Origin of the sequence: Ruegeria arenilitoris (assembly GCF_013030265.1) — a bacterium.
Classification (GTDB): Bacteria; Pseudomonadota; Alphaproteobacteria; order Rhodobacterales; family Rhodobacteraceae; genus Ruegeria; species Ruegeria arenilitoris_E.
Window position 1 is genome coordinate 187,863 of sequence record NZ_WPZQ01000004.1, and the last position, 15,525, is coordinate 203,387.

16 protein-coding genes are annotated in these 15,525 nt (G+C 57.2%); 5 read left to right on the plus strand and 11 right to left on the minus strand.

Annotation, left to right across the window (positions count from 1 at the left end; all coding sequences use genetic code 11):
* Positions 1 to 20 precede the first annotated feature (20 nt).
* The 6 genes from fdh3B to GOX61_RS08630 all read right to left on the minus strand — a co-directional run bounded on the left by fdh3B (position 21) and on the right by GOX61_RS08630 (position 5,627).
* Positions 21 to 614 (minus strand): formate dehydrogenase FDH3 subunit beta, encoded by a 594-nt coding sequence (gene fdh3B / locus GOX61_RS08605; protein ID WP_155143534.1) that lies wholly within the window; start codon positions 612 to 614, stop codon positions 21 to 23.
* 10 nt (positions 615 to 624) lie between these two features.
* Complete coding sequence (locus tag GOX61_RS08610) at positions 625 to 3,519, minus strand: formate dehydrogenase subunit alpha (RefSeq protein ID WP_170332889.1); 2,895 nt, start codon at positions 3,517 to 3,519, stop codon at positions 625 to 627.
* 103 nt (positions 3,520 to 3,622) lie between these two features.
* Positions 3,623 to 3,811: a twin-arginine translocation signal domain-containing protein gene (locus GOX61_RS08615; protein ID WP_170332891.1), complete on the minus strand. Its 189-nt coding sequence runs from the start codon at positions 3,809 to 3,811 to the stop codon at positions 3,623 to 3,625.
* Positions 3,812 to 3,872: 61 nt separating this feature from the next.
* Positions 3,873 to 4,484, minus strand: a complete 612-nt coding sequence (locus GOX61_RS08620; protein WP_170332893.1) for a TorD/DmsD family molecular chaperone — start codon at positions 4,482 to 4,484, stop codon at positions 3,873 to 3,875.
* Between the two features lie 16 nt (positions 4,485 to 4,500).
* Complete coding sequence (locus GOX61_RS08625; protein WP_170332895.1) at positions 4,501 to 5,076, minus strand: DUF3306 domain-containing protein; 576 nt, start codon at positions 5,074 to 5,076, stop codon at positions 4,501 to 4,503.
* Positions 5,073 to 5,627: a DUF3305 domain-containing protein gene (locus tag GOX61_RS08630; protein ID WP_170332897.1), complete on the minus strand. Its 555-nt coding sequence runs from the start codon at positions 5,625 to 5,627 to the stop codon at positions 5,073 to 5,075. Before GOX61_RS08630 ends, GOX61_RS08625 begins: the two co-directional genes overlap by 4 nt.
* A 261-nt stretch (positions 5,628 to 5,888) precedes the next feature.
* On the opposite strand from GOX61_RS08630, the gene GOX61_RS08635 reads away from it, so the two are divergent.
* On the plus strand, positions 5,889 to 7,844 hold the full coding sequence (locus GOX61_RS08635) for a 4Fe-4S binding protein (protein WP_170332899.1): 1,956 nt from the start codon (positions 5,889 to 5,891) through the stop codon (positions 7,842 to 7,844).
* Here GOX61_RS08635 and GOX61_RS08640 read toward each other — a convergent pair.
* A complete protein-coding gene (locus GOX61_RS08640; RefSeq protein WP_170332901.1) occupies positions 7,838 to 8,566 on the minus strand; it encodes a c-type cytochrome in 729 nt (242 codons plus the stop codon). The genes GOX61_RS08635 and GOX61_RS08640 overlap by 7 nt on opposite strands.
* Before the next feature lie 64 nt (positions 8,567 to 8,630).
* Here GOX61_RS08640 and GOX61_RS08645 point away from each other — a divergent pair, with 64 nt between their 5' ends.
* The 4 genes from GOX61_RS08645 to GOX61_RS08660 are packed head-to-tail and all read left to right on the plus strand — an operon-like array spanning position 8,631 to position 11,057.
* Positions 8,631 to 8,828, plus strand: a complete 198-nt coding sequence (locus GOX61_RS08645) for a DUF6494 family protein (RefSeq protein WP_155143546.1) — start codon at positions 8,631 to 8,633, stop codon at positions 8,826 to 8,828.
* Positions 8,825 to 9,886 carry an Mrp/NBP35 family ATP-binding protein gene (locus GOX61_RS08650; RefSeq protein ID WP_170332903.1) on the plus strand — a complete coding sequence of 354 codons (1,062 nt, stop codon included), beginning with the start codon at positions 8,825 to 8,827 and terminating at the stop codon, positions 9,884 to 9,886. The genes GOX61_RS08645 and GOX61_RS08650 overlap by 4 nt, the downstream gene beginning before the upstream one ends.
* Positions 9,883 to 10,581, plus strand: a complete 699-nt coding sequence (locus GOX61_RS08655; protein WP_170332905.1) for a biotin/lipoate--protein ligase family protein — start codon at positions 9,883 to 9,885, stop codon at positions 10,579 to 10,581. The genes GOX61_RS08650 and GOX61_RS08655 overlap by 4 nt, the downstream gene beginning before the upstream one ends.
* Positions 10,578 to 11,057, plus strand: a complete 480-nt coding sequence (locus GOX61_RS08660) for a DUF6505 family protein (RefSeq protein ID WP_170332907.1) — start codon at positions 10,578 to 10,580, stop codon at positions 11,055 to 11,057. The genes GOX61_RS08655 and GOX61_RS08660 overlap by 4 nt, the downstream gene beginning before the upstream one ends.
* Here the strand turns inward: GOX61_RS08660 and GOX61_RS08665 are convergent, their stop codons facing one another.
* The 4 genes from GOX61_RS08665 to GOX61_RS08680 form a co-directional block, all read right to left on the minus strand.
* Positions 11,058 to 11,558 (minus strand): flavin reductase family protein, encoded by a 501-nt coding sequence (locus GOX61_RS08665; RefSeq protein WP_170332909.1) that lies wholly within the window; start codon positions 11,556 to 11,558, stop codon positions 11,058 to 11,060.
* An 88-nt stretch (positions 11,559 to 11,646) separates the two neighbouring features.
* Positions 11,647 to 13,059: a 3'-5' exonuclease gene (locus tag GOX61_RS08670; RefSeq protein WP_170332910.1), complete on the minus strand. Its 1,413-nt coding sequence runs from the start codon at positions 13,057 to 13,059 to the stop codon at positions 11,647 to 11,649.
* 2 nt (positions 13,060 to 13,061) lie between these two features.
* Complete coding sequence (locus tag GOX61_RS08675; RefSeq protein WP_170332912.1) at positions 13,062 to 13,580, minus strand: hypothetical protein; 519 nt, start codon at positions 13,578 to 13,580, stop codon at positions 13,062 to 13,064.
* Between the two features lie 61 nt (positions 13,581 to 13,641).
* A complete protein-coding gene (locus GOX61_RS08680) occupies positions 13,642 to 15,465 on the minus strand; it encodes a DUF294 nucleotidyltransferase-like domain-containing protein (protein ID WP_170332914.1) in 1,824 nt (607 codons plus the stop codon).
* Positions 15,466 to 15,525: the final 60 nt, after the last annotated feature.

Below are 15,525 nucleotides of genomic sequence, written 5' to 3' on the forward strand. Positions count from 1 at the left end.
TTCATTTGGTCACGGGGGTGTCAGCCGTCTTTCTGATCGTAGGCTGTGCCCCAACCCCATGCGCCCGAGCCAAACCCGCGCGCAACAACGCGCTCGCGGTAGATGGCCGAGACCACATCGCCGTCACCGGCGAGCAGGGCCTTGGTCGAACACATCTCGGCGCAGATGGGCAGTTTGCCCTCGGCGATCCGGTTGCGTCCGTATTTGGCAAACTCTGCAGTCGAGTTGTTTTCTTCGGGACCGCCAGCACAGAAGGTACATTTGTCCATCTTGCCGCGTGATCCGAAGTTGCCTGCCTGTGGGTATTGTGGCGCGCCAAAGGGGCACGCATAGAAGCAATAGCCACAACCGATGCACAGGTCCTTGGAGTGCAGGACGACGCCTTCTTCGTTCTGATAGAAGCAGTCGACCGGGCACACCGCCATGCAAGGCGCATCCGAGCAATGCATGCAGGCCACCGAGATCGAGCGTTCGCCCGGTTTGCCATCATTGATCGTCACCACCCTGCGGCGGTTGATGCCCCAGGGTACCTCGTGCTCATTCTTGCACGCGGTTACGCAGGCATTGCATTCGATGCAGCGTTCAGCGTCGCAGAGAAACTTCGCTCTAGCCATTTTGTCCTCCTTACGCTGCCCAGATCTTGCAGAGAGTCGCTTTGGTCTCCTGCATCTGGGTCACTGAATCATAGCCATAGGTCTGAGCGGTGTTGGAGCTTTCGCCCAGCACATAGGGATCAGCGCCTTTCGGGTATTTCTCCCTCAGGTCTTCACCCTGGAAATGGCCGCCGAAATGGAATGGCATAAAGGCCACGCCGGCACCGACTCTCTCAGTCAGCATCGCCATCACTTTGACCTTGCCGCCTTCGGGACCTTCGACCCAGACCTGGCTTCCATCGCGAATACCAAGGTTGTTGGCATCGCGCGGATTGATCTCGACGAACATGTCCTGCTGAAGCTCGGCCAACCACGGATTGGACCGGGTTTCCTCGCCACCGCCCTCATACTCGACCAGACGACCAGATGTCAGGATTATCGGGTAATCCTTTGAAAAGTCGTTCTTCTGGATCGATGCATACAGGGTGGGCAGGCGATAAGCGTGCCGGTCCTCGTAGGTCGGATAGTCCTCCACCAGATCGCGCCGGTTCGTATAGAGCGGCTCGCGATGCAGTGGGATCGGATCCGGGAAGGTCCAGACAACCGCACGGGCTTTGGCGTTCCCGAAGGGCGCACAGCCATGGGCGATCGCGACCCGCTGGATACCGCCAGACAGGTCGGTTTTCCAGTTGGTCTTGGGGCCGGCGACGGCATCGATCGCAGCGCGCTCTTCTGCCGTCAGATCACCATCCCAGCCAAGATCCATCAGCATCTGCATCGTAAATTCGGGATAGCCATCCTGAATCTCCGACCCTACGCTGTAGACCCCTTCGGCCAGCAGGTTGTCGCCTTCACGTTCCACACCGAAACGGGCGCGGAAGGTCAGGCCGCCTTCGGCCACCGGTTTGGACATATCATAGAGGTTTGGTGTCCCCGTATGACCCATTTCCGGCGTTCCCCAGCATGGCCAGGGCAAACCATAATATTCGCCGTCGTTTGGTCCACCGATGGCTTGCAGCGTGGTTCTGTCGAACGTGTGCTGGTTGGCCATATGGCTTTTCAGACGTTCTGGCGACTGACCGGTATAGCCGATGGTCCAGAGGCCCGAGTTGAACTCACGCGTGATGCTTTCAACATTCGGTGTCTCGGGGTCTTCCATCTCGATATTGCGGAAGAACCGATCTGCCCAGCCAAACTTGTTGGCGAACTTGGCCATGATGACCTCGTCCGGCAGGCTTTCGAACAGCGGCTCAACAACACGGTCCCGCCATTGCAGCGAGCGGTTCGATGCCGTGACAGAACCACGGGTTTCGAACTGCGTACAGGCTGGCAACAGATAGACGCCATCGGTGCGGTCATGCAGAACGGCCGAGACGGTGGGATACGGGTCGATCACGACCAGCATGTCCAGCTTCTCCATCGCCGTTTTCATTTCCGGCCCGCGAGTCTGCGAGTTCGGAGCATGCCCCCACAAAACCATGGCACGGACGTTGTTGTCCTGATCCATGTTCGCCGGGTCTTCCAAAACACCGTCGATCCAACGGGAAACCGGGATGCCGCGTTCATTCTGTAACGGCTTGTCCTTGCCTTCCTTGTCCTTGATCGTGGCAAATTGGCCGGCCAGCCATTCCGGTTCTTCTCCCCAGACACGTGCCCAATGGCCCCATGCGCCTGCGGACAGGCCATAGTAGCCGGGCAGGGTGTGGGACAGAACGCCAAGATCCGTCGCGCCCTGAACGTTGTCGTGGCCGCGGAAGATGTTGGTGCCACCACCCGAAGTACCCATGTTACCAAGCGCAAGCTGAAGCACGCAGTAGGCGCGGGTGTTGTTGTTACCATTGGTGTGCTGCGTACCACCCATGCACCAGATCACGGTGCCGGGACGGTTGTTGACCATGGTGCGGGCAACACGCTTCAGCTGTGAGCCCGGAACGCCGGTCACACGCTCAGTTTCTTCTGGTGTCCAGTTTGCGACCTCTTCGCGGATCTGGTCCATGCCCCAGACACGGGTTCGGATGAACTCTTTGTCTTCCCATCCGTTGTCGAAGATGTGCCACAACATACCCCAGATCAGAGCGACGTCTGTTCCGGGACGGAAACGGACATACTCATCTGCGTGGGCCGCAGTGCGCGTAAAGCGCGGGTCGCACACGATCAGCGGCGCGTTGTTCTGCTCTTTCGCGCGCAGAACGTGCAACAGCGAGACGGGGTGCGCCTCGGCCGGGTTGCCGCCGATGATGAAGATGGCTTTGGAGTTGTGGATGTCGTTGTACGAATTGGTCATGGCGCCGTAGCCCCATGTATTCGCAACACCCGCAACAGTGGTTGAGTGGCAGATACGGGCCTGATGGTCCACGTTGTTCGTGCCCCAGTAGGCAGCGAATTTGCGGAACAGATAGGCCTGTTCGTTGTTATGTTTCGCAGAACCCAGCCAGTACACACTGTCCGGCCCGGATTCTTCGCGGATGCTCATCATGCCATCGCCGATCTCGTTGATCGCCTCTTCCCAGCTGATGCGCTTCCACTCGCCGCCTTCCTTTTTCATCGGATATTTCAGGCGACGTTCGCCATGGGCGTGCTCGCGAACCGAGGCCCCCTTGGCGCAGTGTGCACCCAGATTGAACGGGCTGTCCCAACCGGGTTCCTGCCCGATCCAGACGCCGTTCTGCACTTCGGCAACGACCGTACAGCCGACCGAGCAGTGGGTGCATATGGATTTGATATTCTCAACGGCTTGGTTGGCCGCTGTTTGGGCGCTGGCTGGTGTCACGGTTCCACCCGTGGCGCTGATCGCGGCAAGTCCGCCGATCGTCAGGCCCGATCCACGCAGGAATGCGCGGCGATCGACGGTTTTCTCGCCGACCTGGGACAGGATACTTGTCCGCTGGGGGCGTCTCGCAACCCCGTTGGTCTTTTTCCTAAGCATTTCTTTCCTCCCTTGCTGGCCATGTAAGCCATGGCTGGCTTGGTACTGCTGGTGCCGACGTCAGGGCCAATCGCAACCGTCAGTCGGAGAGACTTCGTCCGGATTAGAACCGGGCGCTGTCGAGGTAAGCGCGCGTATGCGCGGTGTCCTGAATGCGGGTTTCATCCGCAGGCAGTTCGGCTGCCTCTGCTTCACCGCTCAGGCTGGCTGCGGCCACCGCAGCAGGTGCTGCAGTTCCGGCCAGTTTCAGGAAGTCTCGGCGGGTTGCGCCGGTTTCCTTGGTCTTGCTCATGGGATCCTCCTTTCCCATTTGCGATCTAGCACCCGTCAGGATGCTGGCGAGTGGCAACGGATCACGCTGCCGTCATTCGGAATGCCTCGCGCTCGATCTCCATAAAGACCCGTCCGGCAGTACCGACCGAGGCGTAGAGAACCGAGTTCTCGGCTGCTTCCAAATCCGAGTAGAAATGTGCGGCCCATGGGCCGATATGTTTGTTCCAGAAGTTTTTTTGCTCATCCAGCGGAGCGGGCGTGCCAAAGCGGCCCACGATCATACCCGCCATCATCTCCATCAAAGAGGCGATGTTATCCTCGGGCTCAAAGACGTTCTTCGCCCGTGTAATTCCGCGTACAGCCATGTCATTTCGCAGTTGCGCCAATGGCTTTTCGTTCAGGAACCCCGTCAGATAAAAACTTGCATAGGGCAAAAGTTCACCGCGACCCAATCCGATGAACAGAGTGTTGAACTCTCTCTCTGCAGCAGCCGGTTTTGTCACTTTCGCGACCCGTGCCATGGCCTGAATGGCCTGACCCAGATCAGTTTCGTCCCCGGACAAGCCAGCCATTTGATCCAACAGCATCTGATCGGGTGGAGCAGCCAAAAGAAGCCCCAGAAAATTGTAGAAATCCGCGCGTAGTCGATCCTCGGCTGAGACATCCAGATTATGCGCACTGCCTGCGGTCATTTAGTCATCCTTCTAGTCATCCTTCGAATTCGAACTTCATGCGACGTGGAGCAGGGGGCATTTCCATCTCCTCCGGCTCTTCCGTCTCAGGTGCCAGTGCTACAACCTCGGCGACATCCTCGATTTCGTCATCAAGCGCTTCGGGTGCTTCTTCCAAATCTTCGGCTGGCAAAGCCTCATCTTCGGTCTCGTCTGCAGCGAGCGCTTCGATGTGCGCCAACATCCCTTTGCCGACCTGATAGGCGGTCTGAATATTCTCGATCACACAGGCCGCGTCCGTGTAGTCCTCGCCGTAATCCACCAGACCATCTACGTTGGCCAGTACGGGGTTGAGCCGCCAAAGGCGTCGCAATGCGCGGCGGCGCAGGCGGTCCGGTATGGCCTTTTTCATAAAACCGGACACATCTTCGCCGGGCTTCAATTGATCGGGATCGGGCAGGTTGAATTCGGCCAGAATTTCATGATCGGGCTTGGCTTCTAACTCGGTCTGCTGATCAGCTACGGCTTTGGCTTCGATCGCCTCGCGTTCTTCATCGGCCTCTGCCAGTACGGCCGCCTTGCGGCGGGACCAGAAATCGCGGGCTTCGGTCATTGCACGATCCTCCGCGGGGCGCGATAGACATCCGAGTCTTGTCTTATGCGGGCATCTCCGCGCCCGTCTTCAACAAGATCAACGCGCTTCTTGTCCCGGCGGCGTTTGACAAACTCTTCATCCCGCCGGTGCAATTGTGCGAAGTCGCGCACCCAGGCGATCAGGCCGTCAGTCATGGGGATCTTCTCAACAATCTCTTCGCCTGTATCTGCGTAGTCTTGTCCTTCGAAAGGAGACGCGGTGATCAGTACTGCGTTCAGGGGTCGATCGCCTTCAAGTTCGTCGCGTAGCACGAGATAGATAGATGGCTGTCCGTCTGCCAGATTGGTCAGATAGGCTTCGGTCTCATCCGGCCAAAGGGTAAGGGGAAGGGTGGCGGCGTGGTATTCGACGGCATCACCTTCGCGACGCAGCTCGACCCAATCCGCCGGGCCTGCGCCCGGCAACGCCGCCACGGCGCGCCAACTCCATCGCGCCCAGCGGGTCACTCCGGGTGTTTTGCGCACAACGACGCCAACAGGCATTTCAATCTGGCTTGCGGCCTTCGCCACTGGCTCCTCCCCGGAAGGCTCTCCCCTGCCTTCCACGTGATGTACTATGGTACATAATTCAGTCATCTGCCAAGCCCAGAGTGATATGAAAATGTCGCAATCACCAACTGTTTATTCGTATTTTTTCCCATGAAAAGTTGCGGTGAAATCAAAATGTGAAAAATAATGCATGTTTTTTCGTTTTGAAGACTGCCTCGCATTGCCGCCGACGTGATTTAGCCTAAGGTGCAAGAGGACGGAAAGAAGACCCCGGGGGAGGATATGGCCGCAAAACTCTTGCTTTGCGATTGCGCAGGAACTCAGGCACTGAATTCTGAGCTGATATCTTCAACCTGCGGTTTGGAATGCTCGAAGGTTCACACTGCTCTTTGTACGCGTGAGATCAGAGCCGCTGCTGAGTTCATGCAACATGAGGATGGCATTGTCATTGCCTGCCAGCAGGAGGCCTCGGTCTTTTCTGAACTTGCGGATGAACTGGGGGTGAACCATCCCGGGTTCGTCGATTTACGAGATCGCGCTGGTTGGTCGGAAGAGGGGCAAGATGCCTCTCCAAAGATTGCAGCGCTGGCGGCCGAAGCAATGCTGCCCCAACCGGTAACGCCCAGTGTGGATGTTGTCAGTGAGGGCACGTGTTGCATTATCGGGTCTGGCGATGTGACGTTTGATCTGGCTCAGCGCCTGTCTGCTGTGCTTGCAGTAACCGTTCTTACCACAGATGACGCCGAACCAATGAGCCGGGATTATGATGTTGTGCGTGGGCAGATCAAATCACTCAGTGGTGCGCTGGGCGGGTTTAGACTGCGTATAGACAATCTGCAGCAGCTTGAGCCTGGCGGTCGCGGTGGATTTGGGTGGAGCGGATCACGTGATGGTGCCGTTTCGCGTTGTGATATTGTTCTTGATCTAACAGGTGGAACGCCTCTGGTTACTGCGCCCGACAAGCGAGAGGGATATCTGCGGGCTGATCCGCGAGATGCGGTCGCGATCGCGGCTTTGGCATTCGATGCGGCCCAATTGGTCGGGACCTTTGAAAAGCCTCTCTATGTTCGTGTCGAAGAGACTCTGTGCGCCCATTCGCGAGCCGAACAGGTGGGATGTTCAAACTGCCTGGATATCTGTCCAACCGGAGCAATCACACCTGCAGGAGAGCATGTTGAAATTGATCCGATGATCTGTGCGGGCTGCGGGGAATGTGCAGCGCTGTGTCCATCAACAGCGATTACGTATGAAGATCCGCCAGTTTCTGCTCTGCTCTCAAGGATGCACATTCTGGCCCGAACCTATCGCCGGGCGGGTGGGCAGGCGCCTAGGCTTCTGGTGCATGATGGTCATGGCGCTCAGATGATCCGCATGGCTGCTCGTTTTGGGCGCGGGCTGCCTGCTGATGTCATTCCTCTGGAATTGGGAGTGGTTTCCGGGTTTGGACATGCCGAGATGCTGGCCGGGCTCGCCCATGGCTTTGCGCGGGTCGATGTACTGATGTCACCCAAAACGGAACGAGATGCTTTGGAGCGCGAGCTTATTCTTGCACATGCTATAGGGGGGCAGGAAGGTCTTGGTCTGATTGATGAGGCGGATCCGGATGCCCTGACGGAGCTTCTCTACACGCAGAATGTGCCAGCACCGTTGCAGGACGCCGTATTGCCTTTGGGTAATCGTCGTCAAATCTCTCGCCTTGCGGCGCAGGCGTTGAACCCCGAAGCAGCGGAGCCGCTGACACTGCCTGAAAACGCTCCGTATGGCGCAATCGCAGTAGATACGGATGCCTGTACCCTTTGCCTTAGTTGCGTTTCGCTCTGCCCGTCAGGGGCTCTGATCGATAATCCCGATATGCCACAGCTCAATTTTCAGGAGGATGCTTGTCTGCAATGCGGGTTGTGTCGGACCATCTGTCCGGAAAATGCGATCACGCTGGTGCCACAACTGAACCTGAGCGACGACGCACTATCTCAGAAGGTGCTGAACGAAGAAGAACCCTTTGCCTGCGTCGAATGCGGGGCTTTGTTTGGCGTAAAGTCCACGGTCGAGCGGATCATGGAGAAGCTTTCGGGTACGCATCCAAGGTTTGCGACAACCGAGCAGGCTAGAATGATCCAGATGTGCGATGACTGCCGGGTTCAGGCGCAATTCCACAGTCAGGACAACCCGTTCACATCAAATCCCAAACCAAAGGTTGTGACAACGGACGACTATTTCGGTAAGCGCAGGGATCACTGAAGTTGAAGGGGTGCGCCCAGATCAGCAGCAGATACCACGGCGACAAAGGCAAGAATGGCTTCAAGCTCTTCTTGGGTGATTGCCAAAGGGAAGATGGGCGATGGGCGCTGAGGATCAAACGGAGGCGTAATGCCTTCGATCTGAGTAAAGGCGGGATGCGGGTTCAACACATAGAACGCCTCGAACCGTTCGGACCAGTCCGGCATCGCGCGCAAGACCGCAAACGACGGGGTCGAGCCCAATCCATTCATACGGTTCTGAGGGCCTATGACGTGACAGCGCCCGCAATGGGTCAGAGACAGCTCCTCTCCAAGGGCGGCATCGCCGTCGATCTCGATCTCCTCTTCGATGGCGGTAATCTCGAAACTCGCACTGAAGGCCCCCCCATCTGCTGGGGCAAAACTCTCAACGGTCCGTTTACCGATGTCCGAAAGCAGCCAGTCGCGAAACCTAAGTTGTCGTGCGTCGTCTTCGATACGCAGGTGGTAGATGATAGCGTCGCGTTCAAACACCGGATCACCCGGGGGGCCGACCGCCAGCTCCATTTCGCCGGTTTCTGCTGCAACAACGCGGATCCCGGTCTTGAGTGAGAAGCGTGGGAGAATATGTTTGAGGAGACCGGATTGCTGTACCTCATCCGGCGCTGCAAGGCCAAGTTCCTCCTGCGACCAAGAGGGACTGGCGTAGAGCGTCAGGCTCAGGCACAACAACACACAGCGCATGGCCTAACCTAACGGTGATCGGCTAAATGCGTCAAATGAACTGAATGAGACGGAGACCCATGCGATGAGCGGCGATTACAATATGTCGATGCGCAAATTCCTCAAGCAGGTTGGTGTGACCAGCCAGCAGGCGATCGAGGAAGGCTTGCGTAAGGCAGGAAGCCCCGCGGGCAAAAGCTTTGAGGCCAAGATGGTTCTGACCATCGATGGGCTGGAGGTCGAGCATGTGGTGACAGGTCAGATCAAGGACGGCGACGCATGAGCATTCGCGACGCGGTTCTCGCGAACCTGAAAAAGATCACAGACCCGGTTTCCGGTCAGGACATTGTCAGCGCCGGTATCGTACGTGCGCTGAATGTTGAAAACGACACTGTGCGTTTCGTGCTGGAGATTGATCCGAAGCAGGCAGACAAGATGGAGCCGGTAAGGGCCACCGCAGAAAAAGCTGCGCAGATGGTCGAAGGCGTGTCCAAAGTGTCTGCAATGCTGACAGCGCATTCGGATAAGGCGCCACCAGATCTGAAACCCAAGCCGAAACCCTCGCAGACCGGTCCTCAGGCCGTGCCAGGTGTGGACCGGATCATCGCTGTCGCTTCGGGCAAAGGCGGCGTGGGTAAGTCGACCGTGTCGGCGAACCTGGCCTGTGCACTGGCTGCCGAAGGCCGTCGGGTTGGATTGCTGGACGCGGATGTTTACGGCCCGTCACAACCTCGAATGCTGGGTGTTTCAGGTCGTCCTGCCAGCCCCGACGGAAAGACAATCCTACCTCTGCGTAATCACGGCGTCACCATGATGTCGATGGGGCTGATGACCAACGAAGGACAGGCGGTTGTCTGGCGTGGCCCGATGCTGATGGGGGCCTTGCAGCAGATGATGAGCCAAGTGCAATGGGGTGCGCTGGATGTGCTGATCGTCGACCTTCCACCCGGAACAGGTGATGTGCAGCTGACCCTGAGCCAGAAGTTCAAGGTGGACGGTGCCATCGTCGTGTCGACACCTCAGGACGTTGCGCTGATTGACGCGCGTAAGGGGATCGACATGTTCCGGCAGCTCAAGACGCCGATTGTCGGAATGATCGAAAACATGTCCACCCACATTTGCTCGAACTGCGGGCACGAGGAACATGTGTTTGGTCATGGTGGGGTTGCTAACGAAGCGGCAGCATTGGATGTGCCTTTGCTTGGTGAGATTCCGTTGCATCTGGATATCCGGGTGGCGGCTGATGGGGGTGCGCCCATCGTGGTCAGCAAACCTGACAGTCCTCAGGCAGAGGCGTTCCGGCTTATCGCTCGTGACCTGATTGCCAAAGGCAACGCATGAGCGAACCGGTCTTTCCCCCCTTGCTGACGGGCCATCCTGTGCAGGGTGGGGAAGACCCGTTTGAACGTGCTCAGGCCATGGCGGCGCTGGGCTGCGATGCCGGCAGCGTAGTCTATAACATTCAGGCAGACCGTTTGCGCGTGGCGATCGTTTTCGCGCCCGAGGTAACGCTGCAGGACGCAATGTCGATGCTTCCGCTATGTGCGGTTGGTTTCCAGAACGCGCTGGGCGCGTTGGCCCCGCCTGAGGTGGCGGTGCATCTTGGGTGGGACGGACTAATCTGTGTGAACGGTGCGAAATGTGGTCAGTTTCAAACCGCTGCCTCGACTACTGATACAAGCGCCATACCGGATTGGCTGGTGGTTGGATGGGAACTTGCCTTGCTGCAAACCGGCGATGCACCTGGTGTTAATCCGGATGTTACCGCGCTCTATGACGAAGGCTGTGCAGATGTTTCGCCGACACAGCTTGTCGAAAGCTGGTCACGCCATATGCTGACATGGCTCAATCGCTGGCAGGACGAGGGGAATGCCCCCTTGCACAGCGAATGGATGGGCTTGCTGCGCGGGGTAGGTGAGCCGTTAGGAGATCAGGGTGTGTTTCTCGGCACGGATGAGCGGTTTGGAATGCTGATCCGTGATGGTGCCGAAACGCATCTGCGCCCGCTGACGCAATTGTTGGAGACCACCCAATGAAACTGGCCCGTGCAATTCACTTCGATGAAAGCGACATGAATGTCTTTCACTCTCCGGCAAGAACCGGTGAGTGGTGCATATCCGGGGGATTTGAGTTTTCAAACTGGGGCGAAGGCGATCTGGAGGGCAAGGCACGACAGGCTTTTGCCAATGGGTGGCTGGGGCTTGAGACGTTTGGACGTGTGACTTTCGTGGCGGTCACTCAGATAGAACCTGCCGAAGTAGAGCAGCTCAAACAGAGCCTTGCTGAGCATTTTGTTCGTCTCTACGGCGCTCCATCACTTGAAGCGGCTATCGAAGTGGCGCAGGTCGAAATCGACCATATGTCTGAGATGTGCGAAGATCATGCGCCCAACACGCTGCTGACTGTCGCACGCGAGCTGACCGGGGCAGGGGTTCACGAAGCATTCCGTGTGATCACGCCGCAGGAAACACAGCTGGAAGCGCTGGCTGTTCACGGTTCGCTGGACGAGTAATCAGATCAGATCGGCAAACCCGCCAAATTGCCCGCGTTTGAAGATCAGCCCTTTGCCCGACCGATGCATTACGGTCTCGACCCGGCCAACAAGGATCAAATGATCGCCGGCTTCATGGCAATCGTGCAGGCTACAGTCAAAACGGGCGAGACAATCAGCTAACCTGGGTCGTCCGGCATGATCGCTTTCCCAATCAGCGTGTGAGAAATCCAGTCCGTTGCGGGCGAATTTCAATGCCTGATCCTGTTGTTCTTGCGCCATGACGTGAATGGAATAATGCTGGCACGTACTGAACGCATCGAACCGGTTGGAATCTTTGGCCAAACACCAAAGCACCAATGGTGGATCAAGCGACACCGAAGCGAATGAGTTCACGGTGATCGCGATAGGGCCGTTGGCGGCATTGGTTGTGACCACCGTCACACCGGTGCCAAAACACCCCAGGGCCTCACGAAACGCAAGGCTTTCATCCGGGCCGGGGGTAAAGGTTTTCTCGGTCATCGCGCGCTCATTCAGTAGCCGCGCCTCAGGTGCCACGCTGCGCAGGGATTGTCCATGAAAAGCTGTATCCGGATTGAAGGAATTCCAATCAGTTCAGATCTTCCAGCAATCGCCCATGTTTGCGGGTTTCCTTGATGACATCGCCAAACGTGGTCATTCCGCGTGCATTCAGGATGGGTAGCATCTTTACCAAGGCTTCAGCGGTGGCGACCGCATCTCCCAAAGCCGTATGCCGAAGGGTCTCTGGAATCGTGATACCCAGCCGCTCACAAACCGCATCAAGTGTATGCGTTTCGCTCGCCCCGAACACCACTGCCGACAGCAACACAGTATCCAGGATTGGATGAGACCACTCGACATCCATCCTCTTCGAATGGCGGTGTAGAAACGCCATGTCAAAGGGTGCGTTGTGAGCAACGATAACGGCATCGCGTGCAAAGTGGTGAAACATGCGACCAGCCTGTGCGATATCGGGGGCACCCTGAACCATTTGGTCACTGACTTTGTGGACTTTGGTCGAGGCAGCCGGGATCGGAATTCCCGGGTCAACCAGAGTATTCAATTGCTCACCCTCGACGATCTTTCCTTTGACCACACGAACTGCGCCGATCTGAACAATTTCGTCCTTATGGGGCAACAATCCGGTGGTTTCAGTGTCGAATACCACAAAGCACAAATCTGACAAGGCGCGGTTTTCAAACGCCTCATCACTGGGCGTCTCGAGCAGATCAAAGTCATAGACCAGTGGGCGCGCAGCTTCGGGTGGTATACGCGCGACGCTGTCTTCGAAAATCAGCATGTATCCTGGTGCATCACCCAAGGGCTTCATGCGCACGGTATAGGTCTGCATTCCATCCGCACTGGTCAGGGTGCAGTAAACATCCAACCCGGTTTTGATGAGCTTGGCATACGCATCCGTAAGCGGTTTTCGTTCAAGGTAGTCAAAGAGAGATGCGTTCAGGCGGGGGTGCGCAATCTGTGCCAGTACACCGGCGGCCTGTGCATCATATAGCACGATCTGATGTTTCGGACTGGCCAGCAGCATGGCAACGGGGATTTCAGACAACAGGTCTGTCAGCCGCTTTTTTTCAAAGGCCAGATGCGCGGTTTCGGCGGCGACAGCTTCGGCCGTTTGCATCGCGTTTTCTGCCAATTGCTCGGCAAGCCCAGCAGCGGCAGGGGCCAGATCCCCCAGATAGCGAGCGGCCCGAAGATCCAGATCGCTGCTGACTCCGGCATGGGCACGTGCGCGAAGCTCAGCCGATAACCGCTCAATTGGTTTGGCAACATTGTCATCAAACAGCAGCCAGACACCTGCAATCAGCGCTAGCAGGCCGAAGGCGATCAGGATCTCCGCAAATATATAAGCGTTGGCAAGATCAGGGTCACCAGCACGTGCATAGCTGATCCACAAAGCAACGGAACTTATGACAAGACCGCCAAAAGCCAGCAGGCAAAAGAACAGAAATATCCTCAGACGTAGGCTCAAACGGGTCAACATGATCAAACCCCGCAGGTGGCCTCAATGATTGGATCATCGGATGGCACTTTGATCCAGTCGGCATTCAGAAGGCGTCCATCATCGGCGAAATCGGCCCCGTCTGCCAGATTGGCCCGACGGTTTTCTGCGCAGTCTACAGCTACAGGCACTTTGGATACGGGGGACCAGCGACCGAAGAGGTACAGGTCAACCAACCGCTCGTCAGGCACCTGCTCATGGGTGCGAACCGATACCGTGTCGATGGCCGCAAAGCGATCAATGAAGGGGATAGCGTAAGTCCAGGGGCGATAGAAAGCGCGGCTTTCAACCTCCTGGATTACTGCCAAACCTTCGGGCAGGGTGTCCTTTGTGCGCTTGTACCAGGAGTATTCGCTGGCGACCGTCATGCTGATCATACCCACGCCGGCGGCAACCGGCGCGGCCCAACGGGGCAGGCGGCCACCCGTCATCTTGTTCAGCACCATGATGATACCTGCAAAGGCGAGCCCTGCGAAGATTGTGCCTACCAATTCCAGAAACATTCTGCTTCTCCGTATTTCCGGCTATCTGCGCCTTCAGTTTCCCGACTTGGCCGCCCGCAGGTCAGCCCAACATACCCTTGCCATGCCCAACCGCTGATTGCATCGTTTTTACCACGACAAATGCATCTCGTAGATGACTTCGCTCAAAGTCGGACAAGGCTGAAGGCGGCATGTAGTTGTCTGGCTTTTCACCGGATTTGACCAGCCTTACCTGATGTTCAAGCCGCGTTTCAGCAATCAGATCATACGCATCCAGCAAATCCCGAGCCCCCGATGCGCTGAGCACACCCGCGCTTTCGGCTGCTTTCAGGCGGGCACGTGTGTTCGCTGGGGTCAGTTGCCCTTGCAAGCTGTAGATGCGGGCGAGATCGACCACCGGCACAACGCCGTTGTGTTTCAGATCCAGAGTATTGCGATGCTCGCCCGAACGTATTGTCGCAAATCCGCGCAACAAGCTCAGCGGTGGGGTGTGCTTTAGTGAGTTGGAGATCATATGGGCCACAAAGATCGAATTGGTGTTGGCTTTGGCAAGCGTATCTGCTTGCAGGTCCGAGAACAGCTCGAACGCACCTCCGATGGGGCGCAGGTCGAACATAACGGACGCCAGCATCTGCGCCTCGGGGTTTGGCTTGTTGATCCAACCACCAAAATAATCGCGCCAGACACGGGCAGGCTGACACCAGCGTGGGTTTGTCGCCATCATGTCCCCCGGGCAATAGAAATACCCACACGCGTCCAATCCATCAGAAACAAACTTTGCCAGAGCGTGGAAGTAGACCATGTCGGTATCGGACACGCTGTCGTCCAGTATCATGCAGTTGTCCTGGTCCGATACGCCCGTCTGTTCCTGCCGACCCTGAGAGCCGCAGGCCAGCCATAGATACGGCACCGGCGGTGGGCCCATCTTCTGTTCCGCCAAGGCGAGTAGTCGGCGCGTCACCGTGTCTGCAATATCGGTGATGAGACGGGTCACAGTCTCATGCCGGTTTCCACCAGCCACCAATTGCACCAGCAGCTGGGGTATTTCGGCTGTGACCGATGCCATTTCCTCAGCTGAATTTGCCTGCGCTATCCTACGTACCAATTCGGCCGAGCTTACAGCCTGATAATGTGTAAGATCTGTCTGAGTCACTATGCCCACAAGCCGGCCATGGTCGGTGATGGGAATATGGCCGATGCCGCGTTCCATCATGACATGAAGCACGTCAGAGCCGATATCTGTGGGGGACAGCGTGATCGGATTGCGCGTCATGATCGCCGAGATTGGCGTATCTGGCGCCATCGCATCTGCGACGTACTTTCCCGAAATATCGCGCAGGGTTGCGATGCCCAGCAGGTTGTCGTCGTCGGTCACGCAAAGTGAAGATATCCCCTTGTCCCGCATCGTCCGTGCAGCGTGCTGAACTGGGGTGGAAGGGGGGCAGGTCGTCGGATCCGAAGCCATCAGAATGTCGACCGAACTGGTGGCCAGACTTTGCGGACCAGCCCGCTCACCCCGGCTGCGGTTGAAGAATTTGGAAACGACGTCATGCCCGTCAATCAACTCGCGCACCAAAGCCGGGGGCAGGACAATCAGAATGGAAGGGGCATGCGCCCGCGCCTTGGTGGCGGCCTTACCGTTTTTGAGCAGGCCCCGCTCACCGAAAGAATTACGAAGACCGAGATGGGACACGATGGCACCATTCTCATCCGTGATTTCAACCTGACCTTCATAGATGACGAATACGCCGGGCAATGTATGGCCCAGATCGTAAACTTCTGAATCCTCATCAACCTCCCAGACCTCGATCTGTTTTGCTACCTGCTCGAGTACAGGGGCGGGCAGGGCGTCATAGGGATGAACGGATTTCAGGAACCGGGTGATCTGGTCATGGGACAGGGGCATCAGATTTCTCCGGTATTCTGGAAAAATCCCGCCCGGTGGAATGCCGGGCGGGAATAGTCA